Source organism: Cellulomonas sp. EB106-03-03-XG116 (assembly GCF_058792015.1).
In genome coordinates, this window is record NZ_JBYTEP010000047.1 from 1 (window position 1) to 24497 (window position 24497).

Consider the following 24497-nt stretch of genomic DNA (forward strand, 5'->3'; position numbering starts at 1 on the left):
CTGACCGACCTTCCGTTCCAGGTGGCGCACGCGGTCGAGGACGCGGTGCTGCCCGACGCCGACCGGTGCTCGGTCGCCCAGCTCCGGCAGCGGGTCGAGCGGGAGATCCGGCTCGTGGACCCCGAGGGTGCCGCCGGTCGCCACGACCGCGCGTGGTGCACCCGGAAGGTGTCCCACCCCCGACCCCAGCCGGACGGGATGGCCTCGATGTGGCTGGTGCTGGACGCCGCGGACGCGATCCGCGTCGACGGGGTGCTGACCCACGCCGCGAAGACGGCCAAGGCGCTGGGCGATGACCGGACGTTGGATCAGCTGCGTGCCGACGGGCTGCGGGACCTGGTCGTCGGGGACGTGCCTGCATCTGACGGGCCGGCGTTCGAGGTCCAGCTGACCCCCGGCGTGCCGGTGCCACCGCAACCGAAGCGGTCGTGGAACGGCGCGCTGTTCATGGACCGGGACGGTCTGGTGCTCGCGCGCCCGGTCGAGCCGATCCCCGTCGCCACCCTCACCCCGTTCGACGACACCACCGCGCACCCCGGGCCTCGCCAGGACCGCCCTGCTTCATCCCGCGGAGTGCCGGTGGCACCGACCGGGACCGCGACCGACACCGCGACCGACACCGGGACCGCGACCGACACCGGGACCGCGACCGACACCGGGACCGCGACCGAGGTCGAGACCAGCACCGCCGGATCCCCCACGGCACGCCGCACCTGCACGCGCTGCGCGGGCCGCCCGGGCGCCGAGGTCCGCGTCACCATCCCCGCCTCGACCCTGCTCGGCCTGGACGACCAACCCGCCCACCTCGACGGCCACGGACCCATCGACGCGGTCGCCGCCCGCGCCCTGGCGGCCGGCGGGGTCTGGCAGCGGGTGGTGACGGATCCGCTCACCGACCGGGTCCTGGACGTGGGCCGCGAACGCTACCGACCACCCGCAGCGCTGGCCGACCTCGTCCGCACCCGCGACGGAACCTGCGCCGCACCCGGCTGCACGGTCCCCGCACGCGGCTGCGACCTCGACCACACCCAGGAGTTCCACCCCCGACCCGGCGCCGACCCCGACGCGCGCCGGGGCCGCACCGATGCGGACAACCTCGGGCCCCTGTGCCGCCGGCACCACCGCCTGAAGACCGACGGCGGGTTCCGGCTCCGCCAGATCGAACCCGGCTTGTTCGAGTGGATCACTCCCACGGGCCACCGCTACCTCACCCGACCCGGCACCGGGCAGTCCCACCACGCCACGGCCGACCCCTCCGACGCACCACCCCCGTTCTGAGCCCTCGTCTCCGTCCCGAGCCGTCGTCCCGGACCGCGGGGCCCGGCGGGCGCGCCGGGCGCGACCGCTCGGACACCCGCGTTGTCGGCGGCGGGCCGTAGGCTGTGCGGCGTGTACGAGGGCGCGGTCCAGGACCTGATCGACGAGCTGGGGCGACTGCCCGGCGTCGGTCCCAAGAGCGCGCAGCGGATCGCGTTCCACATCCTCGCGGCGGACCCGACGGATGTGCGCCGCCTGGTGGACGCGCTGACCGAGGTGAAGGCCAAGGTCCGGTTCTGCGTGCAGTGCGGCAACGTGGCCGAGGAGGACCTCTGCCGGATCTGCCGCGACCCGCGTCGCTCGCCGGCCGTGCTGTGCGTGGTCGAGGAGCCGAAGGACGTCGTCGCGATCGAGCGCACCCGCGAGTTCCGCGGCAGGTACCACGTGCTCGGCGGCGCGATCAACCCGATCGCGGGCGTCGGTCCGGACGACCTGCGCATCAAGGACCTCATGACCCGGCTGGCCGACGGGACCGTCACCGAGGTGATCCTGGCGACGGACCCGAACGTCGAGGGCGAGGCCACCGCCACCTACCTCGCGCGCCTGCTCGTGCCGATGGGTCTGACGATCAGCCGGCTCGCGTCGGGCCTGCCGGTCGGCGGCGACCTGGAGTACGCCGACGAGGTGACGCTCGGCCGGGCGTTCGAGGGCCGGCGCCGCATCAGCGCCTGACGCCGGAGCCGCCCACCACCGGACGTGCCCCCCGGTGCGTCGTGCCGGACCTGCCCGGTGCCTGCGTGCCGGACGCTCCCGGTGCCTGCGTGCCGGACGCTCCCGGTGGGGGTGCACGTCCCAGCGCCGTCCGGTTCGTCCCGTCCGTCGGCGCCGCGCCCGCGTGTCGTGGTCGTCGGCGGGCGTGTCGCGATCGAGAGGGGCAGCATGGCCCCCGTGACCGCATCCGAGGACGACCTGCGCGTGGCGACCGACTCGGCCCAGGTGGACGACCTGGCGCTCGACCCGGAGGCCGCCGACCTGCGCGCCGTCGCGGACTCGACGGCCCGGGAGTGCCGCGCGTTCCTCACGACGGTCACGGAGGTGGCGTCGGGCAGCAACCCGGACGCCGCGATCCCGCTGCTGCTGCTCGCGGTGTCGGACGTGCTGGCGGTCGGCGCGCGGCTCGGGGCGATCGTGGACGTCGTGCCGACGGACCGGTTCGAGCCGGACGTCGGCCCCGACCCGGACGTGGAGCCGCTGCGGGCCGCGCTCGCCGACGTGCTCGACGGCGTCGACGAGTACGCCGAGGTGGTGGACCCGGTCCTCGGCGGCGAGGTCACCGCGTCCACGTTGTCGGGCGACCTGGTGGCGGTCGCGGGCGCGCTGCTCCAGGGCCTGCGGCACCACGACCGCGGCCACGTCCTCGAGGCGCTGTGGTGGTGGCAGTTCTCCTACCTGTCGACCTGGGGCGAGCGGGCGGCGAGCGTGCTGCGCACCCTGCAGACGCTGCTGGCGCACCTGCGGCTGGACGTCGACGACGACGTGGCGGCCGAGGCGGAGTACGACGCGCTGCAGCCCTGACGGGCACGGCGACGCCACGGCGCCCGGGCGTCAGGCCACGGTCCACCGACGCAGGTCGGCCCGCGTCCGGTAGCCGAGCTTCCGCAGCGCGCGGCTCATGTGGTTCTCGACGGTCCGCACGCTCAGGTGCAGCCGCTCGGCGATCTGCCGGTTGCTGAGCCCGTCGCGTCCGAGCGCCGCGACCTCGCGCTCCCGGTCGGACAGCGGCTCGGTGCGGGCCGTCGGCGCCCGGTGGTCGGCGACCGCGCCGGCGTCGAGCCCGAGCAGCTCGCGCGCGGCGGCGGTCAGCGTGCTGGTCACCCGGGGCTGCACGCGGGGGAGCGCCGCGGCGACGGCCGCCGCGTCCCGGTCCGCGAGCGCGAGCTGCAGGTCGAGGTACGGGTCGAGGAGCGGGAGCACCACGCCGCGGCGGGTCGCGCGGATCGTCGCCGCGCGCTCGGCGGTGAACGGCGGCGGAGCGAACGCCCAGGTCAGCAGGGCGGGCTGCCGGAGCCCCGCCGCGGCGTAGGACGAGCCCGCCCGCCAGGCGATCTCGGCGCCGGTCGCCCGGTCGCCCTCGGCCACCGCCACGGCGATCGCGCCGACCACGCGCAGCGAGCGGATGAGGGGCCGGTACAGCCGCGGCGTCTTCTCCAGCTCGCGGAGCAGCGCCCGCGCGAGGTCGACGTTGCCCGCGCCCACCTGGAGCACGGCCCCGAGAGCGAGGCCACGGCGGTAGTAGGTCGTCTCGATCGGGCCGGCAGGACCGAGCCGCAGCGCGGTGCTGAGCACCCGCCAGGCGGACTCGATCTCCCCGGCGAAGCAGAGCACCTCGGCCAGCACGGTGGCGTGCACCCGGATGCCGAAGGCGTCGTACGCGTCGTAGGCGGCGGAGAGCAGCAGGCGCTCGTGCCGCTCGGCCTCGTCCAGCCGGCCCAGGAGGCTCAGGCACTCGCCCCGGAGCGCGATCCGGTAGTGCCGGACCTCGTCGGCGTCGGGGTCCGGCCCGCGGTCGGCGTCGTCGGCGCGGTCGAGGACGGTCAGGGCGAGGTCGGGTCGCCCCGCCTCCAGCAGGGCGGCGGCGGTCAGCAGCCCCGGGGCGCCCCGGAAGGCGGCCGCGGTGACGGGCGGCGGGTCGGCGGCGGCGACGTCCTCGGGCGGCCGCCCGTCGCGGATCTCCGTGACCAGCCGCTGCTTGAGGTCCTCGAGCGCGTCGAGCCGCCCGAGCCCGTCCGTCTCGTCGCCGCGGTCGTCGCCGCGGTCGTCGTCCCGGTCGTCCGGGCCCTCGTCGCGGCGCCAGGACTCCCACCGGGCGCGGTAGTACCGGTACGTGAGGGCGTCGTCGTCGGTGTCCCCCGGGGCGCGGGCGGTGTCGCGGAACACGGCGGCGATCTGGTCGCGCGCCGGCCGCCGCATGAGCCGGGCGAGGTACGTGGTGGCGGTGCCCAGCCGCGGGTCCGCCGCCCACGCGGCCTGCGCGGCCGCCTCCGCCGCGGCCGCGCGCTCGTGCACGACGCCGGCGACCTGCGTGCTCCACCGCGCGACGTCGGCGCTGCCGGCCGCGTCCCGGGCCAGCAGGGCGGTGAGATCCGGCCGCGGGGGGTCGACCACGGCGACGACGTCGCCGACGGCCGCGCGCGCCGCGGCCAGCAGCCGGCGGCGGTGGGGCGGGGCGACCCGGTCGCGCAGGGCCCGGGCCAGCGCGGGCGGCGCGACGACCAGCAGGGCGTCGGCCCCGCCCGCCTCGTCCTCGGCCACCCGGCCCTGGTCCGCGAGGTCGTCCAGCAGCGCGGGCTCGACCAGCCGCGCCGCCGCCCCGGGCGCGATCGGCCCCACCACGGCGAGCCGCTCCAGCGCGTCCACCCGGGCGTCGTCCAGGGTGGCGAGGAACAGCGCCGCGACGGCGTCCGCCGGCACCTCCAGCAGCCGCCCGTCGTCGACGTGCCGGCCGTCCTCGCGGCGCAGCGCCCCGGTGGCGCGCGCCGCCGTGAGCAGCGCGACCGCCGCGCCGGGGTTGCCGCCGGACTGCGCGAGGAGGGCGCTGGTGAGCGCGGCGTCCGCCGGGCCGCCGAGCGTGGTCGCCACCAGCGCGCTCAGCGCCGCGAGGCCGAGCGGCGGGACCCGGACCTCGGCCGGCGCGCGGGCGACGAGGAGCTCGCGCGGGCCGCCCGGCGGGGTGCGCAGCAGGTCGGCCGTGGTGGCGGCGACGAGCCCGCAGCCCGTGCGCACCAGCGCCCGCTGCACCACGCGCAGGCTCCCGGGGTCGAGCCGGTCGACGTCGTCGACGAGCAGGACGCTGCGCGGGGCCGCGAGCTCGGCGGACAGCCACGCGGTCAGGGCGGTCTCGTCCGGCACCCGCGGCGGCGCGGAGGGGTGGTCCAGCACCGCCGCGAACGGCGCCGGCCCGCTCGCGCGGAGCAGCACGCCGGGCAGCCGGCGGTCCGACAGGTCGGCGCGCAGGGCCTCGAGCGTCGCGGACTTCCCGATGCCGCGCTCGCCGCGCAGCACCACGTCGCGCCCGGCCGCCAGCCAGCGGCGCACCGCGATCAGGGCCTCGTCCCGGCCGCCGCCGCTCACCGTGCTCCCACCCCGCTGCACCCCCCCGCGGTGCGCGACGCGCCGACCGGCGCCCGCCCGTGTCCGCCCGGGGCCAGCGTAGGCCCGTGGTGCGCGGGCCGAGGGGGCGGGGGGCACGTCGAGCGAGCAGCCGGGGGGTGCTCGCTCGACGTGTCGGGTGCACGCTCGCGGTGGCGCGGTGGCGCGGTGGCGCGGTGGCGCGGTGGCGCGGTGGCGCGGTGGCGCGGTGGCCGCCGGGCCCCCGGCCGCGGGTCAGGCGACGGTGGTGTCCAGCTGGACGTCGATGTTGCCGCGGGTGGCGTTCGAGTACGGGCACACCTGGTGCGCCTGCTCCACGAGCTTCTCCGCCGTGGCCTGGTCGACGCCGCCGATCTCGACGTGCAGCGCGGCGCTCAGGGTGTAGCCGCCGGTGCCGTTGGGCAGGATGCCGATGTCGGCGACCACCGCGGAGTCGCGGATCGGCGTCTTCGCGGCCGACGCCACGCCCTTGAGCGCGGAGTGGAAACAGGCGGCCCAGCCCGCGGCGAACAGCTGCTCGGGGTTGGTGCCGCCGCCGGGGCCGCCCATCGGGGCCGGGACGGCGAGCGTGAGGTCGAGGACGCCGTCGTCGCTGGTGACCTGGCCTCCCGCGCGGCCCTCGCCGGTCGAGGTGGCGGTGGCGGTGTAGAGCGCGCTCATGGGGACGACCTCCAGGTAGACGAACTAGTACGTCTATGTATGCCACAGATCGTCCGCGCGTGCCAGACTGGCTCACCGGCGCGCGCCCCGGACCGGCGCGTCGATCAGCGCCGAGCCGGCGCCGAGCCGGCGCCGTGCCGAGCCGGCGCCGTGCCGAGCCGACCCCGTGCCGAGCCGACCCCGAGGAGGAGGAGGACCCCGTGACGCCCCCCGCGACCGCACCCGCCGACGCCCGGCCCGCCTCACCGGTCGCCGCGCGGGTCCTCGACGCCGCCGCCCGGCTGTTCTACGCCGACGGCATCCGCGCGGTGAGCGCCGACCGGGTCATCGCCGCGGCCGAGGTCAGCAAGGTGACGTTCTACCGGCACTTCCCCACCAAGGACGCCCTGGTGGTGGCCTGGCTCACCGCCGTGGCCGCGGCGGAGCGCGCCGCCCTGGACGCGGTCCGCGCCGCGCACCCCGACGACGCCGGGGCCGTGCTCCGCGGGTACGCGGAGGGCCTGGGCGCGGAGTCGTGCCGCCCGGGGTTCCGCGGCTGCCCGTTCATCAACGCCGCCGCCGAGTACGCCGACCCCGACCACCCGGTCCGCGCGGTCGTCGCGGAGCACCGGCGGTGGATGGTCGGCACCGCGGCCGAGCTCCTCGCGGACCTCGGGCTCGACGACCCGGTCGGCGCCGCCGAGGAGCTGGTCGTGCTGCGGGACGGCGCGATGGTCGCCGGGTACGTCGGGGGCGCCGAGCGCGCGGCTTCCGTCGCGGCGACGCTCCGGCACGCGGGCGCGGCGGTGGTCGCCGCGCACCGGGCGCACGGCACCACCCCCCGCACCGCCGCGTGACGGTCTCGGGCCTGGAGCTCACGGTCGGCACCGTGGTGCTCCTGGTGCTGGCCGGGTTCGCCGCGGGCTGGGTCGACGCCGTGGTGGGCGGCGGCGGGCTGGTGCAGCTCCCGGCGCTGCTGCTGGTGCCGGGCATCAGCCCGGTGCAGGCGCTCGCGACCAACAAGCTCGCGGGGATCATGGGCACCTCGGTCAGTGCGGCGACCTACTACCGGCGCGTGCAGCCCGGGCTGGGCACCGCGGGGCCGATGGCGCTCGCGGCCCTGGTCGGCGCGGGTGGGGGAGCGGCGCTGGCGTCGCTGCTGCCCGAGGACGTGTTCGTGCCGGTGATCCTCGTCGCGCTGGTGGCCGTCGCGGTCTACACCGTCGCGCGGCCGCAGGTCGGCCGGGCCACCGCGCTGCGCTGGCAGGGGCGCACCCACCTGCTGGTGGCGCTGGCCCTGGGCGCCGGCATCGGGTTCTACGACGGCCTCCTGGGCCCGGGCACGGGGTCGTTCCTGGTCATCGCGCTGGTCGGGGTGCTGGGCTACGCGTTCCTCGAGGCGTCGGCGCAGGCGAAGATCGTCAACGCGGCGACCAACCTCGGCGCGCTCGTCGTGTTCGCCGCGCAGGGGGCCCCGCTGTGGCGGCTCGGGCTGATGGTGGGCGCCGCCAACGTGCTCGGGTCGTACCTCGGCGCGCGCACCGCGGTGGCCCGGGGCAGCGGATTCGTGCGGGTGGTGTTCCTGGTGGTCGTCGCCGTGCTGATCGTGCGGCTCGGGGCCGAGCTGCTCTGACGGTCCCGCGATGCGGGCGCCCGGCGGGTGCCTGCTGCGCCCCGGCCTAGAATTCGGCCGACCCCGGCGGTCGCCGCCCGGCGGCCCCACCCCGCAGCAGGAAGCTCCCTCCCGTGGCCCTCATCGTGCAGAAGTACGGCGGTTCCTCGGTCGCCGACGCCGACAGCATCAAGCGCGTCGCGAAGCGGATCGCGGAGGCCAAGCGCGCGGGCGACGACGTGGTGGTCGTCGTCTCGGCGATGGGCGACACGACGGACGAGCTGATCGACCTCGCGCAGCAGGTCACGCCGCTCCCGCCGCAGCGGGAGATGGACATCCTGCTGACCGCCGGCGAGCGCATCTCGATGTCGCTGCTGGCGATGGCGATCAGCAACCTGGGCGTCGAGGCGCAGTCGTTCACCGGCCAGCAGGCCGGCGTCATCACCGACTCGGTGCACGGCAAGGCTCGGATCATCGACGTGAGCCCGAGCCGCATCCAGCAGGCGGTCGACGCGGGCGCGGTCGCGATCGTCGCCGGGTTCCAGGGCGTCACCCAGCACACCAACGACGTGACGACGCTGGGCCGCGGCGGCTCGGACACCACGGCGGTCGCGCTCGCCGCCGCCCTGCACGCCGACGTCTGCGAGATCTACACCGACGTCGACGGCGTGTTCACCGCCGACCCGCGCATCGTGCCGTCGGCCCGCAAGATCGACCGCATCACCTACGACGAGATGCTCGAGATGGCGGCGAGCGGCGCCAAGGTGCTCGTGCTCCGCTGCGTGGAGTACGCGCGGCGGTACGGCGTCCCCGTGCACGTGCGATCGTCGTTCTCGACCCACCCGGGCACGCTGGTGACGGACGCCCCGACCGAAGGAGGAGCCCCGATGGAGCAGCCGATCATCGCCGGCGTCGCGCACGACCGCAGCGAGGCCAAGATCACGATCGTCGACGTCCCGGACGTGCCCGGCAAGGCCGCGCGCATCTTCGAGGTCGTCGCCGGGTCGGGCGTGAACCTCGACATGATCGTGCAGAACGTGTCCGTGGCGTCGACCGGCCGCACGGACATCTCGTTCACGCTGCCCGCCACCGACGGGGCGGCCGCGACCGCGGCGCTGACCCAGCACCAGCCCGACATCGGCTTCACGTCGCTGCAGTACGACGACACGATCGGCAAGCTGTCGCTGATCGGCGCGGGCATGAAGTCGCACCCCGGCGTGTCCGCCCGGCTGTTCGCCGCGCTGTCGGACGCCGGCATCAACATCGAGATGATCTCGACCTCGGAGATCCGCATCTCCGTGGTGACCCGCGCCGACCAGCTCGACGACGCCGTGCGCGCCGTGCACACGGCGTTCGACCTGGACAGCGCCGACGAGCAGGCCGTGGTGTACGGAGGGACCGGACGATGAGCGAGAGCGTGAGCACGGGCGCGGGCCTGCGGGTCGGTGTCGTCGGCGCCACCGGCCAGGTGGGTGCCGTGATGCGCCGCCTGCTGGAGGAGCGCGACTTCCCGGTGGCCGAGATCCGGTACTTCGCCTCCGCGCGGTCGGCCGGGACGACCCTGCCGTGGCGGGGCACCGAGATCGTGGTCGAGGACGCCGAGACCGCCGACCCGACCGGCCTCGACATCGCCCTGTTCTCCGCCGGCGGCGCGACGTCGAAGGCGCAGGCGCCGCGGTTCGCCGCCGCGGGCGTCACGGTGATCGACAACTCGTCCGCCTGGCGGATGGACCCCGACGTGCCGCTGGTCGTGTCGGAGGTGAACCCGGGCGCGCTGGACGAGGTGCGCAAGGGCATCGTCGCGAACCCGAACTGCACCACGATGGCCGCGATGCCGGTGCTGCGGGTGCTGCACGAGGAGGCCGGGCTGCGCCGGCTGGTCGTGTCGACCTACCAGGCGGTCTCGGGCTCCGGCCTGGCCGGCGCGCGCGAGCTCGACGAGCAGGTGCGCGCCGGGGTCGAGCAGGACACGCTCGCGCTCGTGCACGACGGCGGTGCGGTCACGTTCCCGGAGCCGCAGAAGTACGTCGCGCCGATCGCGTTCAACGTCATCCCGCTGGCCGGCAACCTGGTGGACGACGGCAGCCTGGAGACGGACGAGGAGCAGAAGCTCCGCAACGAGTCCCGCAAGATCCTCGACATCCCCGACCTGCTGGTGTCCGGCACCTGCGTCCGGGTGCCGGTGTACACGGGGCACTCGCTGTCGATCAACGCCGAGTTCGACCGGCCGATCACCCCGGAGCGCGCGCACGAGCTGCTGGCCGGCGCGCCGGGCGTGCAGCTCGCCGACGTGCCGACGCCGCAGCAGGCCGCCGGCGCGGACCCGTCATTGGTCGGCCGCATCCGGCAGGACCCGGGCGCGCCCGACGGGCGGGGCCTGGCCCTGTTCATCTCGAACGACAACCTGCGCAAGGGCGCGGCGCTCAACGCCGTGCAGGTCGCCGAGCTCCTGGCCGCGCGCCTGGGCGCCGCGACCGCCTGACCCGCGCACACCCCGCGCGACGCCCGCGCGATCCCCGCGCACGAGGACCCGCCGCACCGGCTCACCACGAGCCGGTGCGGCGGGTCCTCCGTCGTCCCGGGCCTCACGCGCCCGCCGGGACCACCACGACCTTGCCGTGCACGCCGCCGGCGTCGGCCTCCGCGTGCAGCGCGGGGAGCTCGGCCAGCGGGACGCGGCGCGCGATCTCGACGTGGAGCTCGCCCGCGTCGACCAGCGCGACCAGCCGCCGCAGCACGTCCGCGTCCGGGTGCAGGTACACGGTGACGGCGCGCACACCGCGGGCCGGGTCCTCCGGGGTCGGGACCCGCGGCGTGGTGGACACGACCACGCCCCCGTCGCGGACCCGGGTGGCCAGCGCCGCGAACCCCTCCTCGGTGACCGGGGCGAGGTTGAGCAGGACGTCGACGGGCTCGGTCACGGCGTCCAGCACCGACGTCGCGGTGTGGTCGACGACCTCGTCCGCGCCCGCCGCCCGGACGGCCTCGGCACTGCGCGGGCTGGCGGTCGCGATCACGTGGGCGCCCGCGCGGTGGGCGAGCTGGACGGCGTACCCGCCCACGGGGCCGCCCGCGCCGTTGACGAGCACCCGCTGCCCCGCCGCCAGGCCGGCCGCCTCGAACAGCGCCTGCCAGGCGGTGAGCCCGACCGACGGCAGGCCGGCCGCGTCGGCGAGCGGGATGCGGGTCGGGGCGGGGACGAGCGCCTCGGCGGGGGCGACGACGAACTCGGCCGCCGAGCCGTCGGCCGCCATCGGCAGGAAGCCGACGACCCGGTCGCCCGCCGCCAGGCCGGTCACGCCGGCGCCGACCGCGTCCACCGTGCCGGACACGTCGTAGCCCGGGGTGTGCGGCAGGGTGATCGGGATCGGCAGGAAGCCGCCCCGCATCCCGCCGTCCGCGGGGTTGTACGCCGAGCCGGCGACCCGGACGCGGACCTGGCCCGCGCCGGGGACCGGGAGCTCGACGTCCTCGTGGCGCAGGACGTCCGCCGCGCCGGTCTCGTGGAACCGCACTGCCTTCATGGTGACTCCTCGGTCGTTCTCAGTGCTTCGGATTCGAAGCGCTGCCGAGGACGCTACACATGCTTCGAACCAGAAGCAAATACTTCGAACGCGAACATCGCGGCGCGGCTTGTCGCGGCGCTGCTCCTGTGGTTCATTAGTGGGGTAACGAACCATCGAACCAGCCGCACGAGAGGAGGCCGACCGTGTTCGACGGCCGCGACCCCATCTACGTGCAGATCGCCGACCAGATCCGCCAGGACGTCCTGCGCGGCGACCTCCAGCCCGAGGAGCAGGTGATGAGCACGACGCAGTACGCCACCACCTTCCGCATCAACCCGGCCACGGCCGCGAAGGCGTTCGCCCAGCTCGTCGACGACGGGATCCTCTACAAGCGCCGCGGCGTCGGGATGTTCGTCGCCCCGGGTGCCCCGGACCGGCTGCGCGCCGAGGGTCGGGAGACCTTCTTCGCCGAGACGGTCGACCCGGTGGCCGACCACGCCCGCGCCCTGGGCATCCCGCTCGAGGACGTCATCGCCCGGCTGCGGGCGCACGCCGCGCGCACCGCCGGTGACCGGCAGGACGGGGCGGCGTCGTGACCGCCCCGGCCGGGCCGCTCGGCCTCGAGGCGCGCGACCTGACCGTGCGCTACGGCCGGAAGACCGCCCTCGACGCGGTCGACCTGTCCGTCCCCGCCGGCTCGATCACGGGCCTGCTGGGGCGCAACGGCTCCGGCAAGACGACGCTCGCGTCCGTGGCCGCGGCGTTCCGCCGCCCGACGTCCGGCGCGGTGCTGGTCGGCGGCGAGGACCCGTGGGAGAACGACGACCTGCTGCCGCGGGTCCTGCTGGTCCGGGAGTCGGGCGACGTGATCGACACCGAGACCCTGCGCTCGAACCTCCGGTTCGCCGAGGACTGCCGGCCCGCGTTCTCCCGCGAGGTCGCGGAGCGGCTCATGGACCGGTTCGAGCTCGACCCGGGCGCGAAGCCGCAGAAGCTGTCCCGCGGCCAGAAGTCGGCGTTCGGCATCGTGCTGGGGGTCGCCGCCCGCGCGGACCTGACCGTCCTCGACGAGGTGCACCTCGGCCTCGACGCGCCGTCGCGGTACGCGTTCTACGACGCGCTGCTCGAGGACTACGTCGCGCACCCGCGCACGATCGTGCTGTCCAGCCACCTGATCGGCGAGGTCGAGCGGCTGCTCGAGCACGTCGTGGTGCTGGACCACGGGCGGGTGCTGCTGGCGCAGGACGCGGACGCGCTCCGGGTCACCGGGGTCTCGGTGACCGGGCCGGCCCGCGAGGTCGAGCGGTTCGTCGTCGGGCGCACCGTGCTCGGTCGCCAGCGGCTCGGGGGCACCGCGCAGGCCACGGTGCTCGCGACGCTCGCGGACGGCGAGGCCGCGGACGCCCGCGCCGCCGGCCTGGACCTAGGGCCGGTGCCGCTGCAGGACCTGTTCGTGCACCTGACCGCCGACGACGCCGCGGACGCGGCGCGCGAGCTCGGGAGGGCCCGATGACCGCCACCACCCGCACCCTGTTCCCCGCCCGGCCGGCGACCCGGCAGGGCCCGGCGCTCCGCACGGCGACGTGCCTCCTCACCTGGTTCGGCCAGGTCTCGCTCTGGTACTGGGCGATCGTGCTCGTCGTGGTCGTCGCGGTGCCCCTGGTCGTCGACGCGGTCGGCTCCGTCGGGACCTCGACGATCTGGTTCGCACGGCAGAGCGGGGTCTGGTTCCCGTTCTCGATCATGATCGGCATCGCCACCACCTACCCGCAGGTGCACGTGGCCAGCGGCATGACCCGCCGCAGCTACGTGCGCGGCGCGCTCGCCGCGGCGGCCCTGACCGCGATGGCGTTCGCCCTGCTCATGGCCGGCGGCCTGATGGCCGAGCGCGCCTGGTACGGAGCGATGGGCTGGGACTGGTCGCTGCAGGACCAGGGCTGGTTCGACCCCGACGTGACGTTCGGCGGCCTGCTCGTCGCGTACCTGGCGACGTTCGTCGTCGCCTACGTGAGCGGCCTGCTGGTCGGCACCGTGTACGCCGCCGCGGGCGGCTGGTGGGGCACCCTGACGCTCCCGCTCACCGCCGGCCCGTCGCTGGCCATGACGATCCTCGTCGGCAACTCGAACGACTGGGTCCCGTTCTCCGACCTGTTCGGCGGCACCGGCGAGAGCACGCCGCTCGCGCTGGTCGTCGTCGTCGCCGCCGTCCTGACGGCGGCCCTCGCCGCCGCCTTCTGGCTGATCGCCACCCGCCGCTCGATCGCACCCCGCCGCGGCTGACCCGACGCGCCCCGGCGGCGCGCCGCACACCCCCCCAGCACGACCCGACCCACCCGCACCACGCGAGGAGGAGATCCCGTCATGCCCGGAGCAGACCCCGTGATCCACGCGGAGCACCTGGAGAAGCGCTACGGCCGCACCGTGGCCGTCGCCGACGTCGGCCTGACCGTCTGCCGCGGCGAGATCGTCGGCGTGCTGGGCCGCAACGGCGCCGGCAAGACCACCACCGTCGAGATGATCGGCGGCCTGCGCGAGCCCGACGGCGGCACGGTCCGCGTGCTCGGGCTCGACCCCGCCGGCCCCGCCGCCGACCGCGCCGCCCTGCGCGAGCGGGTCGGGCTGCAGCTCCAGGAGTCGGCGCTGCCGCAGCGGATCACCGTCCGCGAGGCCGTCGAGGAGTACGCGTGCTTCTACGACGACCCGGCCGACCCGGACGAGCTGCTGCGCGACCTCGGGCTCGCCGACAAGGCCGGCACCCAGTTCCGGGCGCTGTCCGGCGGTCAGAAGCAGCGGCTGTCGATCGCGCTGGCCCTGGTGGGGAACCCGGAGGTCGCGATCCTCGACGAGCTCACCACCGGCCTGGACCCGCAGGCGCGGCGGGACACCTGGGACGTGGTCGAGGGGGTGCGGCGGCGCGGCGTGACGATCGTGCTCGTCACGCACTTCATGGAGGAGGCCGAGCGGCTCTGCGACCGCGTCGTGCTCGTCGACGCGGGCCGGGTCGTGGCCGAGGGGACCCCCGCCGAGGTCGCCGCCCTGGTCGGGGCCGACCAGACGCTGACCTTCCGGCCGTCCGCCCCCGTCGACGCGGCCGCGCTCGGCGCACTCGGGTCGGTCGGTTCGGTCGACCTCGAGCCGGACGGGTCCGTGCGGGTCCGCGGCACCGGCAACGTGGTGCAGGAGGTCATGGTCGCCCTCGCGGGCGCCGGCGTCCGGCCCGACGACCTGCGCGTGCAGCGCAGCACCCTGGAGGACGCGTTCGTCCGGCTGACGGGGTCGCCCGCGGACGTCCCCGGCGACGCGCGCCCCGCCACCCCGTCCGCGACCGACCGCGTGGAGGCCTGAGATGTCCGCGACCAGCCCCCGGGTGCTCGCCCGGGTCACCGCCGTCGAGGGGCGCCTCGCCCTGCGCGAGCCCTCCAACGTGTTCTTCGCCGTCCTGTTCCCCGCCGTGCTGCTCGCGGTGCTCGGCCTCGCGATGCCGTGGGGGTCGACCCCGTACAGCGAGGACGACCCGCTGCTGTCGCGGATCAACGGGATCACCGGGTACACCCCGATCGTGCTGACGCTGGCCGTCGGCACCGTGGCGCTGTCGGTCTACCCGATCACGATCGCCACCTACCGCGGCACGGGCGTGCTGCGCCGGCTGTCGACGACCCCGCTGCCGCCCTCGCGCCTCCTGGTCGCGCAGGTCCTGGTCGACGTGGCCGCGCTGCTGGTCGCGGCCGTGCTCGCCCTCGCGGTCGGGATGCTGGTCGTGGACGTGAGCGCCCCCGAGCGGCCGGGCGTCGTGCTCGCCGGGTTCCTGCTGGCCGCCACGTCGACGTTCGGCGTCGGCTCGCTCATCGCGGCACGGGCGCCGACCGCCGGCGCGGCCACGGGCATCGGCATGACGGTCTACTTCGTGTCGCTGTTCTTCGCCGGGGTCTGGCTGCCGCTGCCGATCATGCCCGAGGTCGTCCAGCAGGTCGCCGCCTGGACGCCGCTCGGCGCGGGGTCGCAGGCGATGCTCGACGGCTGGGTCGGCGCCGGGGTGCCGGTGCGCGAGCTGCTCGTGATGGCCGGGTGGACCGTCGTCCTGGTGCCGCTGTCGGCGCGGCTGTTCCGCTGGCGCTGAGCGGTCGCAGGCGCTGCCTGGGAGCGTGCTGGGGATCACGTCGAGAAATGGTGCAGATCTCAACCATCTCCTGAAGGTCGCGCGCCGGGCGGCCGATCAACCCGGTATGCCGCCGGTCGCGCCTGGACGCCGCGCACACGGGCGGGCGCCGCACGACGCGCCCGTCGTCGTGCGCCTGCTGGCGCACGTCCCGGCCTGGGCGCGCGCGGGCGGCAGCGCCGCGGCCGCCGGGCGGGTGCTCCTGCTGTTCGGCGGGGCGGTCGTGATCCTCGGTGCGCTGTGCCTCGGGGTCGACGGCCACGGGCTGGCGGTGCTGGCCGCGATGTCGGGCGCGATGCTCGCCCTCGTGGCGCTGAGCCTGCGGGTGCGGTGGCACCGCGACGGCTGGGGCACCCTGGCGTTCCCGCTCGCGCTGCTGCTCGCCCTCGGGGCCGTCGGCCTCACCTCCACCGGCATCGCGAGCGCCTTCGTCGGGCTGATCCCGCTGTGCTTCGTGTACGCGGGCCTGTTCCACCCCGGCCGCGCGGCGCTCGCGCTGCTGCCCGTCGCGTGCGCCGCGTACGTCGCGATGGCCGCGACCCTGGACGGCAACGCCGTGGTGCGGCTCGTCGTCTACGCCGTGACCTGGTGGGGCACCGCCCAGGTGATCGCGCTCGCCACCGCCTACCAGCGCGACGTCCGCCGGCGGCTCCGCACCGACGCGCGCACCGACGTCCTCACCTCGCTCGCCAACCGCCGGGACCTCGAGGAGCGGCTGACGCGCGCCGTCCCGGGCGACTGCGTGGTGATCGCCGACCTCGACCACTTCAAGCGCGTGAACGACACCCGGGGCCACGGCGCGGGGGACCTGGTGCTCGAGCGGTTCGGGCACGTGCTCGACCAGCACCTGCGGCGGCGCGACTACGCGGCCCGGTACGGCGGCGAGGAGTTCGTGCTGATCCTGCCGCGGACCGAGCCGGTGCAGGCGCTGAACACGCTGCGGGCGCTCCGCGCGGAGTGGGCGGAGGAGGGCACCGGCGTGACGTTCTCCGCCGGGATCGCGCTGATCACGGACGGCGCGCCCGCGGGCTCGGCCCTCGCCGCCGCGGACATCGCGCTGTACCGGGCGAAGCAGGCGGGGCGGGACCGGTTCCGGATCGCGACCGAGGGCCTCGCGGGGGCGCGGCGGCCGGGGTCCGGTGGCGGCACGGACGGCCCGGGGGCGGGCGTGCGCGACCACTCCCGCGACCGGCCCGAGCTCGAGGGGCGGCGCGACCAGCACGCCGGTCGCTGACGGCGCGGGCGACGCGTCCGCGGCAGGGGACGACGAAGGCCCGGACCGAGCGGTCCGGGCCTTCGTCTTCTCACCGGTCGGGGTGGCGGGATTCGAACCCACGACCTCCTCGTCCCGAACGAGGCGCGCTACCAAGCTGCGCCACACCCCGGTGAAGCCCGCCCAGCATAGCCGACGCGGGGCGGTGGTCGTGCATCGGGGACGGCCGCGGAGGCCGAAGTGTGAGGAGCGTCGCGTCTCAGGCCGCGACGAGCGTCAGCAGCGTCGCCTCGGGCCGGCACGCGAACCGCACCGGGGCGTACGGCGACGTGCCCAGGCCGGCGCACACGTGCAGCCAGGTGGAGTCCGCGCCGCCGCGGGCGTCCGGGCGGGGGCCCGGCCAGCCGTGCAGGCCCTTCGCCCGGTCCCGGGGGAGGTCGCAGTTGGTGACGAGCGCGCCGTAGCCGGGCACCGCGAGCTGGCCGCCGTGGGTGTGCCCGGCGAGGACGAGGTCGGCGCCGTCGGCGTGCATCGCGTCGAGCACCCGGCGGTAGGGCGCGTGCGTGACGCCCAGGTGCAGGTCGACGTCGCCGTGCGGGGCACGGGCCACGCCCGCGTCGTCGACCACGGGGGCCGGGCGGACGTCGTCCGGACCGCCGGCGGCGGGGAACCGGTCGCGGTCCAGGTGCGCGTCGTCGGTGCCCACGAGCGAGATCCGCCGGCCGCCGGCCTTCACCTCGTCGCGGCGGTTGGTCAGGTCCACCCAGCCTGCGGACCGGAACCGGTTGCCGAGCTCCTGCCAGGGCAGCTCCACCGGCGGGCGGGGCGGCGTCGTGCGCGCGTCCGGCAGCAGGTACCGGGCCGGGTTCTTGGGCGACGGCGCGAAGAAGTCGTTCGACCCCCACACGAACGCGCCCGGGGTGCCCAGGTGCGGCTCGAGCGCGCGCAGCAGCGCGGGCATGGCCTCGACGTGCGCCCAGTTGTCGCCGGTGTCCACCACGAGGTCGGGCCGGAGCGACGCGAGGTCGCGGACCCAGTCGACCTTGCGGTGCTGGCCGGGCGTCAGGTGCAGGTCCGACAGGTGCAGGACGCGCAGCGGGTCCTGCCCGTGCGGGAGCACCGGGACGGTGACCTCGCGGAGCGCGTACCAGCGGGACTCGACGAGCGTGCCCCACGCGACCGCGGCGGCGCCGGCGAGCGCGGCGCCGCCCAGGGCGCGGGCGACGGGGTGGGTCATCCGCCGTTGTTCCCGCCGCCGTTGCCGCCCCCGCCGCCGCCCCCGTTGCCGCCGCCGTTGTTCCCGCCGCCCCCACCGTCCCCGGCCGGTGCGCCCGGGCCGCTGGACAGCGTCAGGGTGATCGAGCTGCCCGCCGGTGCGCTCCCGGACGGGCTCTGGCTGACGACCGAACCCGGGGTGATGTCCGACGCCGTGGTGCCGCCGACGGTCGCGGAGAACCCGGCGTTCTGCAGCGTGGCGATCGCCGTGTTCTGGTCCTGGCCCACGACGGAGGGGATCGGGACGGCGCGGCCGTACCGCAGGTCGCTGGTCGGGGCGGCGAAGCCGGGGTTCTCCTGCCCGTCGTTCAGCGCCTCGTCCATGAAGTTCTTCCACGTCACGCCGGCGAAGGTCGCGCCGTAGGCGAACCGGGCGTACTTCCCGTTGATGGTGATGTACTGCATCGGCTCGTTGCGGTCCGGGTAGCCGACCCACACGATCGACGCCAGGCGCGGCGTGTAGCCCGCGAACCAGGTGTGCTCGTTGCGGGTCGTGGTGCCGGTCTTGCCGGAGGCCGTGTAGAACGACGGCCGCCCGATGGACTTGCCGGTGCCGTTCCAGACGTTGCTCATCGCCTCGTTCATGCCGGCGGCGACGTTCGGGTCGACGGCCTGGTGGCAGCCGGCGTCGGGGATCGGGATGTCCTCGCCGTCGGCGTTCTTGACGTTGGTGATCGCGATCGGCGTGCAGTACACGCCGCCCGAGGCGAACGCGGCGTAGGCGCCGGCGAGCGCGAGCGGGCTGGTGACGCCCGAGCCCAGCACGTTGGACGGCTTGGCCTCGATGGCCTGGCCCTCGGCGCCCGCGTTCGAGCTCGTGACGCCGAGCTGCTTGGCCCCTTCCATGATGTTGCACAGGTCCAGCTGCATCGCCATCGACAGGTACGCGAGGTTGACCGACTGCTGGGTCGCCTGCATCACGGACATGTTGCCGGAGCCGCCCTCGGCGTTGCCGACCTTCCAGGTCTGGCTCGGGTAGCGGGACCCGCAGGCCGTGAACTGGTTGGTGTTGAGCGTGCGCTCCGTGCCGTTGACGCTCTCGTTGAGGTTGTGGCCGGTCTTGAGCCACTCGAGCAGGGTGAACGGCTTGAACGTCGAGCCGGGCATGAACCCGCCGGACCCGCCGTAGGAGTACGAGGTGTTGTAGTTGACCGACGAGTCGCGACCCGCGGCCTCCGCGGTGTTGTTGAAGTTCCGGTTCTGGGCCATCGCCTTGATCTGGCCGGTCCCCGGCTCGACGACGGACATCGCGGACCCGACCCCGGTCGGGTCGTCGACCGGGACGGTCGCCTTGACCTGGTTGTCGGCGATCGTCTGGAGCCGCGGGTCGAGCGTCGTGGTGATCGTGAGGCCGCCGCGGTACAGCGTCTCCTCGCGCTCCTCGGCGGTCTCGCCGAACGCGGGGTCGTTCCGGATGACGTGCGTGACGTAGTCGCAGAAGTAGCCGGAGCCCTGCACCACGTTGCCGGCGGCCATGCAGCCGCTCTGGGCCTCGCTCACGTGCAGGGTGTCCGCGATCGGCGCGGCGATGCCCGCGTCGAACTCCTCCTGCGTGATGTACCCCTGCTCGTTCATCAGCCGCAGCACCAGGTCGCGACGCTGCTGCGACGCCTCGGGGTTGCGGACCGGGTCGAACGCCGTCGGGCTCTGCGTGATGCCGGCGATCGTCGCGGCCTCGAGGTAGGTGAGGTCGACCGCGTGCTTGCTGAAGTAGCGCAGCGCCGCCGACTCCACGCCGTACGTCGCGACCCCGAACTGCGCGATGTTCAGGTAGTTCTCGAGGATCTGGTCCTTCGTCATCGTCTTCTCGAGCGCGATGGCGAGCTTGGCCTCGCGCAGCTTGCGCGCGTAGCCCTCGGTGCCGTCGGCCTCGCGCGCCGCCTCGGCCGCGGCGAGGTCGCCGTCACGGACCGCGGTCTCGATGAGCACGTTCTTGACGTACTGCTGGGTCAGCGTCGACGCACCCTGCGTGGAGTCGCTGACCTGGTTCTTCACCAACGCGCGCGCCATGCCGGCGGGGTCGATGCCGCCGTGCTGGTAGAACCGCTTGTCCTCCGTCGCCACCACGGCGTTCTGCATCTGCACCGACACCTGGTCCAGCGGGACCACGATGCGGTTCTCGGAGAAGAACTCCGCGAGCACGGTGCCGTCCGCCGCGAGCATCACCGACTTCTCGGACAGCGGCCGGGTCTCCAGCTCGGACGGGAGGTCCTCGAACGCCTCGACGCTGAGGTCGGTCGCGGTGTTCGCGACGGCGACGGTCGGCAGCACGAGCCCGGCGGTCAGCAGGCCGCCGACGCCGGCGGTCAGCACGAAGGCGAGCAGCAGCGCCAGCGCCTGCACGACGGTGACCTGCCGCCCGCGCGGCGAGGGGGAGGGAGCCATGCCCGCCAGGGTACGGGAGCGGCCCGTGCGCGCGCCGGTCGTCCACAGGGCCCGGGGGGACCTGCACGGTACCTGCACACGCAGGCCCCCGCTGCCCGACCAGGAGGAACAACCCGAACGGAGGATGCGACCGGACGAACCGACCCGCTACGGTCGGCCCAGCAGGGGGGACTGCCGCACCGGACCGTCGCACGACGGTCCGCGGGCGGTGCTGTCCCGTTCGCAGGGGACAGTAGGGATGGCTCGATGACGATCGCGGGGCCCGACGGGCACTGGACGGCGAACGCGAAGTGCGGCGCCGGGGGAGTGGCGCCCGACGCGCTGTTCGTGGAGGGCGCCGCGCAGCGGGACGCGCGGGCGGTGTGCGCGGGGTGCTCCGTCAGGCTGCTGTGCCTGGCCGACGCCCTCGACTCGCGCGCCGACTTCGGCGTGTGGGGCGGGATGACCGAGCGCGAGCGGCGCGCGCTGCGCCGGCGCCGGCCGGAGGTCGAGTCCTGGTACGACGAGCTGCTCGGCACCGAACCGGTGGAGCAGGCGGCCGGGGCCTGACGGGCGTCCGCGGGGCACGGCTAGGGTGGCGCCATGGCCACCACCACGTGGGAGTACGCGACCGTCCCCCTCATCGTCCACGCGACCAAGGCGATCCTCGACCAGTGGGGTCAGGACGGCTGGGAGCTCGTCCAGGTCCTGCAGTCGGAGACCGGGCTCGTCGCCTACCTCAAGCGCCCGACGGGCGAGAAGTGAGCGGGGTCGTCGTCGCGCGCCTCGCGGAGCTCGGCATCGAGCTGCCCCGGGTCGCTGCGCCCGTCGCCGCCTACGTCCCGGCGGTGCAGACCGGCGCGTACGTGCACACCTCCGGCCAGCTGCCGTTCGTGGCGGGCGAGCTGCCCGTCACCGGCAAGGTCGGCACCGGCCCCGGTCAGGTGTCGCCGGAGACGGCGCACGACCTGGCCCGCACCGCCGCGCTGAACGCCGTCGCGGCCGTCGCCTCGCTGGTCGGGGACCTGGACCGCGTGGTCCGGGTGGTCAAGGTCGTCGGCTTCGTGTCGAGCGACCCGGCGTTCACCGGCCAGCCCGGCGTGATCAACGGCGCCAGCACGCTGCTGCACGAGGTGTTCGGCGAGGCGGGCGTGCACGCGCGCTCGGCCGTCGGCGTCGCCGTGCTGCCGCTGGACTCGCCGGTCGAGGTCGAGATCGTCGTGGAGCTCGCGCCCGAGGCCTGAGCCCACGGACGCGGACGGCCCGGTCGCTCCCCGAGGGGCGCGACCGGGCCGTCGTCGTCAGCGATCCCGGGGGGCGGGGCTCAGCGGGCGCGGCGCTCCAGGCGGTCGACGTCGAGCAGCACGATCGCGCGGCCCTCGCGCCGGACCCAGCCGCGGGCGGCGAAGTCGGCGAGCGCCTTGTTCACGGTCTCGCGGCTCGCGCCGACGAGCTGCGCGAGCTCCTCCTGCGTGAGGTCGTGCGCGACCCGGACGCCCTCGTCGGTCTGCTGGCCGAACCGGTGCGACAGGTCGAGCAGCGCCTTGGCCACGCGGCCGGGGACGTCGGAGAACACCAGGTCGGCCAGGGCGTCGTTGGTGCGGCGCAGCCGGCGGCCGAGCGCGCCGAGCAGGTGCTTGGCGACGGTCGGGTTCTGCTCGAGCCACGGGATGAGGTCGTGGTGGCCCAGCTCGAGCACCACGGCGTCGGCGAGGCCGGTGGCCGTGGCGGTGCGGGGGCCCGGGTCGAACAGCGAGAGCTCGCCGAACATCTCGCCGGGGCCGAGCACGGCGAGGAGGTTCTCCCGGCCGTCGGAGGACCGGCGGCCGAGCTTGATCTTACCGGAGCGGATCACGTAGAGCCGGTCGCCCGGCTCGCCCTCGTGGAACAGCACCTCGCCGCGGGCGACGTGCACGGGCGCCATCGACGCGAGCAGCGTCCGGGACGCCTCGGGGTCCATGTTCTGGAACAGGGGCGCCGTGAGCACGACGTCGTCCTCCACGGGAGGGACCTCACCTTCTTGCCGGGATGTGACGTCCCTCAGTGTGCCTCATCACGCGCCGGCAGGACGGCGCAGCGCGTCGACGCCTCCCTCGGTGACGTCGCGCGCGAGCCGGTCGATGTACCGGTCGGTGAGGCGGCGCAGCGCGTCCTCGAGACGCATCTCGTAGCGGGCGAGGCGCAGGTCCAGGTCACGGAGCCGCGGCAGCTCGTGCACCTCGGCGATCGGCAGCGCGCCCCGGACGGCGGCCGCGAGCTCGGCCGCGGGCGGCACGTCGACGGCGGCGTCCCCCAGGACGCTGCGGACGTCCGGGCAGGCGCCCGGCGCCTCGGGCGGTGCGGCGGCGGCCACGGCGAGCTCGAGACGGTCGCGGACCAGGCGTCGCCAGCGGACGACGTGCTGGTGCTCGAGGCGCAGCGCACCGCGCTGCCGGCGCAGCTCGACGAGCTGGTCAGCCGTGCCGGCCAGGGTCATGCGGTCCGCCCACTCTCTCGGACGACCCGTACGGCCACAGGTCGCGTCCCCCCGTCTTTCGACGCCCGGGGTGCCCGACTTGAGAAGTTGGTCATGTGATCAACTCCCCAGGTCACTCGCCCAGAGCAACCGATTCCCCCGGGGGACCTACGCTGGCCGCATGAGTCCCGCACGGCCCCGCGCGGCGGCGACCGCCGGCGCCACGCCCGCGGACCGGCCGCCGGTCGCGCTCGTCCGCCGTGCCCGCCGGGTCAACCGCGCGCTCGCGGTCCGCTGGCCCGACGCGCGGTGCGAGCTCGACTTCCGGACGCCGTTGGAGCTGCTGGTCGCGACCGTGCTGTCCGCGCAGACCACGGACGTCCGGGTCAACCAGGTGACGCCGGCGCTGTTCGCCCGCTACCCCGACGCCGCCGCCTACGCCGGCGCGGAGCCGGCCGAGCTCGAGGAGCTGATCCGGCCGACCGGGTTCTTCCGGGCGAAGGCGCGCTCGCTGCAGGGCCTCGGCCGGGCGCTCGTCGAGCGGTTCGGCGGCGAGGTGCCGGCCCGGCTCGAGGACCTGGTGACGCTCCCGGGCGTCGGCCGGAAGACGGCGAACGTGGTCCTCGGCGACGCGTTCGGCGTGCCCGGCATCACCGTCGACACGCACGTGGGCCGGCTCGCCCGGCGGCTCGGCTGGACGACCGAGGAGGACCCGGTCAAGGTCGAGCAGGACATCGCGGCGCTGATCCCCCGGCCGGAGTGGACCCTGCTCAGCCACCGGCTGATCTTCCACGGCCGCCGCACCTGCCACGCCCGCAAGCCGGACTGCGCCACCTGCCCCCTGACGGGCGACTGCCCGTCGGCCCTGGTCCGGGTCGCGGCGCCCCCGGTCCCGCCCCGGGGTCCCGCCGAGCGGGCGGTCGACGTCGGCGGGGCCTAGCCCAGCTCGCGGAGCCAGTCGCGGAGCAGGGCGGTGACGCGGTCGGGCTCCTCCTCGGGCAGGTAGTGGCCCGCACCGGAGAGCATCTCGAACCGGTAGTGCGGCCCGAGCCGGCGGGCCACCGACCCGTCGGCCATCGCCCGGGACACCGTGTAGCAGCCGTCCGACCCGCCGTGCACCTGCAGCGTCGGGACCGGCGCCGCGTCCCGCAGCGCGACCGCGTGCCGGCGCCCGTCGGCGCGCACCCCGGAGCGGTACAGCCAGCGGACCTGCTCCAGGGCGGAGTGCGCCGCGAACGGGACGTGCGCCGCCCGGCGGTACAGCGCGAGCGCCGCGGGGTCCGGCCAGCGCGGGCCGCCCCACTCGCGCAGCAGCCGCGCGACGAGGTCGCCGCGGGTCATCGCGCGCTCGGGCAGGTACGGCACCTGGATCTCGGCCACGCGCTGCGCGGCGCGGGCGCGCAGTCCGGAGCGGGGGTCCGCGCGGCGGGTCAGCGGGTGCGGGGAGGACAGCACCGCGACGCCGCGAGTGAGGCCGGGGTGGTAGGCGGGCATGGCCCAGGCCACGTCGCCGCCGCCGACGCCGTGCCCGACGACGACCGCGCGGTCGCAGCCGAGCGACCGGACCACGCCGGCGACGTCCCGGGTCAGCGTGGGCACGTCGTAGCCGCTCGGCGGCTTGTCCGAGCCGCCGGTGCCGCGCAGGTCCATCGCCACGACCCGGTGCCCGTCCTCGGCGAGGGCGGGCAGCTGGTGGCGCCACGCCCACCACAGCTCGGGCAGCCCGTGCAGCAGCACCACCAGCGGGGCGTCCCGGTCGTCCGGGCCGGCGACGGCCACGTGGAACCGGGAGCCGTTCGCGGGGACGAAGTGGTGCCGCCACGGGCCGTCGAGCAGCAGGGCGGCGGAGTCGACGGTCATCGACGCCGAAC

The 24497-nt window shown here is 75.6% G+C and carries 25 protein-coding genes and 1 tRNA gene; 17 read left to right on the forward strand and 9 right to left on the reverse strand.

What is annotated here, in order from left to right; translation table 11 throughout:
• The 3 genes from AC3WUG_RS15385 to AC3WUG_RS15395 all read left to right on the forward strand — a co-directional run.
• Positions 1 to 1278 (forward strand): HNH endonuclease signature motif containing protein (locus AC3WUG_RS15385; RefSeq protein WP_492328471.1); only part of this gene is annotated, 1278 nt, incomplete at its 5' end.
• Positions 1279 to 1389: 111 nt separating this feature from the next.
• Positions 1390 to 1989, forward strand: coding sequence for a recombination mediator RecR (gene recR / locus AC3WUG_RS15390; protein ID WP_147794914.1), 600 nt, complete (start codon positions 1390 to 1392; stop codon positions 1987 to 1989).
• Between the two features lie 264 nt (positions 1990 to 2253).
• Positions 2254 to 2832 carry a DUF5063 domain-containing protein gene (locus AC3WUG_RS15395; protein ID WP_492328498.1) on the forward strand — a complete coding sequence of 193 codons (579 nt, stop codon included), beginning with the start codon at positions 2254 to 2256 and terminating at the stop codon, positions 2830 to 2832.
• Positions 2833 to 2862: 30 nt separating this feature from the next.
• Here the strand turns inward: AC3WUG_RS15395 and AC3WUG_RS15400 are convergent, their stop codons facing one another.
• Positions 2863 to 5388 carry a LuxR C-terminal-related transcriptional regulator gene (locus AC3WUG_RS15400; protein WP_492328472.1) on the reverse strand — a complete coding sequence of 842 codons (2526 nt, stop codon included), beginning with the start codon at positions 5386 to 5388 and terminating at the stop codon, positions 2863 to 2865.
• A 252-nt stretch (positions 5389 to 5640) separates the two neighbouring features.
• Positions 5641 to 6066 carry an organic hydroperoxide resistance protein gene (locus tag AC3WUG_RS15405; RefSeq protein WP_217615048.1) on the reverse strand — a complete coding sequence of 142 codons (426 nt, stop codon included), beginning with the start codon at positions 6064 to 6066 and terminating at the stop codon, positions 5641 to 5643.
• A 200-nt stretch (positions 6067 to 6266) separates the two neighbouring features.
• Between AC3WUG_RS15405 and AC3WUG_RS15410 the strand changes: the two genes are divergently transcribed.
• The 4 genes from AC3WUG_RS15410 (at position 6267) to AC3WUG_RS15425 (ending at position 10139) form a co-directional block, all read left to right on the forward strand.
• Positions 6267 to 6902, forward strand: coding sequence for a TetR/AcrR family transcriptional regulator (locus tag AC3WUG_RS15410; RefSeq protein WP_492328473.1), 636 nt, complete (start codon positions 6267 to 6269; stop codon positions 6900 to 6902).
• Entirely contained in the window at positions 6899 to 7678 is a 780-nt protein-coding gene (locus AC3WUG_RS15415) for a TSUP family transporter (protein WP_431835475.1), read from the forward strand. Before AC3WUG_RS15410 ends, AC3WUG_RS15415 begins: the two co-directional genes overlap by 4 nt.
• Positions 7679 to 7791: 113 nt before the next feature.
• Positions 7792 to 9066 carry an aspartate kinase gene (locus tag AC3WUG_RS15420; RefSeq protein ID WP_492328474.1) on the forward strand — a complete coding sequence of 425 codons (1275 nt, stop codon included), beginning with the start codon at positions 7792 to 7794 and terminating at the stop codon, positions 9064 to 9066.
• Positions 9063 to 10139, forward strand: a complete 1077-nt coding sequence (locus AC3WUG_RS15425) for an aspartate-semialdehyde dehydrogenase (RefSeq protein ID WP_492328475.1) — start codon at positions 9063 to 9065, stop codon at positions 10137 to 10139. The genes AC3WUG_RS15420 and AC3WUG_RS15425 overlap by 4 nt, the downstream gene beginning before the upstream one ends.
• Before the next feature lie 103 nt (positions 10140 to 10242).
• Here the strand turns inward: AC3WUG_RS15425 and AC3WUG_RS15430 are convergent, their stop codons facing one another.
• Complete coding sequence (locus AC3WUG_RS15430; protein WP_492328476.1) at positions 10243 to 11181, reverse strand: NADP-dependent oxidoreductase; 939 nt, start codon at positions 11179 to 11181, stop codon at positions 10243 to 10245.
• 185 nt (positions 11182 to 11366) lie between these two features.
• On the opposite strand from AC3WUG_RS15430, the gene AC3WUG_RS15435 reads away from it, so the two are divergent.
• The 6 genes from AC3WUG_RS15435 to AC3WUG_RS15460 all read left to right on the forward strand — a co-directional run bounded on the left by AC3WUG_RS15435 (position 11367) and on the right by AC3WUG_RS15460 (position 16553).
• Positions 11367 to 11759, forward strand: a complete 393-nt coding sequence (locus AC3WUG_RS15435) for a GntR family transcriptional regulator (RefSeq protein ID WP_218705414.1) — start codon at positions 11367 to 11369, stop codon at positions 11757 to 11759.
• A complete protein-coding gene (locus AC3WUG_RS15440) occupies positions 11756 to 12676 on the forward strand; it encodes an ABC transporter ATP-binding protein (protein WP_492328477.1) in 921 nt (306 codons plus the stop codon). The genes AC3WUG_RS15435 and AC3WUG_RS15440 overlap by 4 nt, the downstream gene beginning before the upstream one ends.
• Complete coding sequence (locus AC3WUG_RS15445) at positions 12673 to 13443, forward strand: hypothetical protein (protein ID WP_492328478.1); 771 nt, start codon at positions 12673 to 12675, stop codon at positions 13441 to 13443. Before AC3WUG_RS15440 ends, AC3WUG_RS15445 begins: the two co-directional genes overlap by 4 nt.
• A gap of 81 nt (positions 13444 to 13524) precedes the next feature.
• Positions 13525 to 14508: an ABC transporter ATP-binding protein gene (locus AC3WUG_RS15450; RefSeq protein ID WP_492328479.1), complete on the forward strand. Its 984-nt coding sequence runs from the start codon at positions 13525 to 13527 to the stop codon at positions 14506 to 14508.
• A 1-nt stretch (position 14509) separates the two neighbouring features.
• A complete protein-coding gene (locus AC3WUG_RS15455) occupies positions 14510 to 15280 on the forward strand; it encodes an ABC transporter permease (RefSeq protein ID WP_492328480.1) in 771 nt (256 codons plus the stop codon).
• Positions 15281 to 15449: 169 nt separating this feature from the next.
• A complete protein-coding gene (locus AC3WUG_RS15460; protein ID WP_492328481.1) occupies positions 15450 to 16553 on the forward strand; it encodes a GGDEF domain-containing protein in 1104 nt (367 codons plus the stop codon).
• Between the two features lie 77 nt (positions 16554 to 16630).
• On the opposite strand, the gene AC3WUG_RS15465 is transcribed toward AC3WUG_RS15460, so the two are convergent.
• The 3 genes from AC3WUG_RS15465 to AC3WUG_RS15475 all read right to left on the reverse strand — a co-directional run bounded on the left by AC3WUG_RS15465 (position 16631) and on the right by AC3WUG_RS15475 (position 20192).
• A tRNA-Pro gene (locus tag AC3WUG_RS15465) sits at positions 16631 to 16704 on the reverse strand.
• 87 nt (positions 16705 to 16791) lie between these two features.
• Complete coding sequence (locus AC3WUG_RS15470) at positions 16792 to 17769, reverse strand: metallophosphoesterase (RefSeq protein ID WP_492328482.1); 978 nt, start codon at positions 17767 to 17769, stop codon at positions 16792 to 16794.
• On the reverse strand, positions 17766 to 20192 hold the full coding sequence (locus tag AC3WUG_RS15475) for a transglycosylase domain-containing protein (protein WP_492328483.1): 2427 nt from the start codon (positions 20190 to 20192) through the stop codon (positions 17766 to 17768). Before AC3WUG_RS15475 ends, AC3WUG_RS15470 begins: the two co-directional genes overlap by 4 nt.
• A gap of 246 nt (positions 20193 to 20438) precedes the next feature.
• Between AC3WUG_RS15475 and AC3WUG_RS15480 the strand changes: the two genes are divergently transcribed.
• The 3 genes from AC3WUG_RS15480 to AC3WUG_RS15490 are packed head-to-tail and all read left to right on the forward strand — an operon-like array spanning position 20439 to position 21415.
• On the forward strand, positions 20439 to 20741 hold the full coding sequence (locus tag AC3WUG_RS15480) for a WhiB family transcriptional regulator (protein WP_217615062.1): 303 nt from the start codon (positions 20439 to 20441) through the stop codon (positions 20739 to 20741).
• A gap of 33 nt (positions 20742 to 20774) precedes the next feature.
• Positions 20775 to 20936 carry a Sp36 family protein gene (gene sp36, locus AC3WUG_RS15485; protein ID WP_146837291.1) on the forward strand — a complete coding sequence of 54 codons (162 nt, stop codon included), beginning with the start codon at positions 20775 to 20777 and terminating at the stop codon, positions 20934 to 20936.
• Complete coding sequence (locus AC3WUG_RS15490; RefSeq protein WP_492328484.1) at positions 20933 to 21415, forward strand: RidA family protein; 483 nt, start codon at positions 20933 to 20935, stop codon at positions 21413 to 21415. Before sp36 ends, AC3WUG_RS15490 begins: the two co-directional genes overlap by 4 nt.
• 80 nt (positions 21416 to 21495) lie before the next feature.
• Here AC3WUG_RS15490 and AC3WUG_RS15495 read toward each other — a convergent pair whose 3' ends face one another.
• Positions 21496 to 22173 carry a Crp/Fnr family transcriptional regulator gene (locus tag AC3WUG_RS15495; protein ID WP_147794897.1) on the reverse strand — a complete coding sequence of 226 codons (678 nt, stop codon included), beginning with the start codon at positions 22171 to 22173 and terminating at the stop codon, positions 21496 to 21498.
• 51 nt (positions 22174 to 22224) lie between these two features.
• On the reverse strand, positions 22225 to 22647 hold the full coding sequence (locus AC3WUG_RS15500; RefSeq protein ID WP_492328485.1) for a hypothetical protein: 423 nt from the start codon (positions 22645 to 22647) through the stop codon (positions 22225 to 22227).
• A gap of 160 nt (positions 22648 to 22807) precedes the next feature.
• Between AC3WUG_RS15500 and nth the strand changes: the two genes are divergently transcribed.
• Positions 22808 to 23566, forward strand: a complete 759-nt coding sequence (gene nth, locus AC3WUG_RS15505; RefSeq protein ID WP_492328486.1) for an endonuclease III — start codon at positions 22808 to 22810, stop codon at positions 23564 to 23566.
• On the opposite strand, the gene AC3WUG_RS15510 is transcribed toward nth, so the two are convergent.
• A complete protein-coding gene (locus AC3WUG_RS15510; protein WP_492328487.1) occupies positions 23563 to 24486 on the reverse strand; it encodes an alpha/beta fold hydrolase in 924 nt (307 codons plus the stop codon). The genes nth and AC3WUG_RS15510 overlap by 4 nt on opposite strands.
• Between the last annotated feature and the right edge of the window lie 11 nt (positions 24487 to 24497).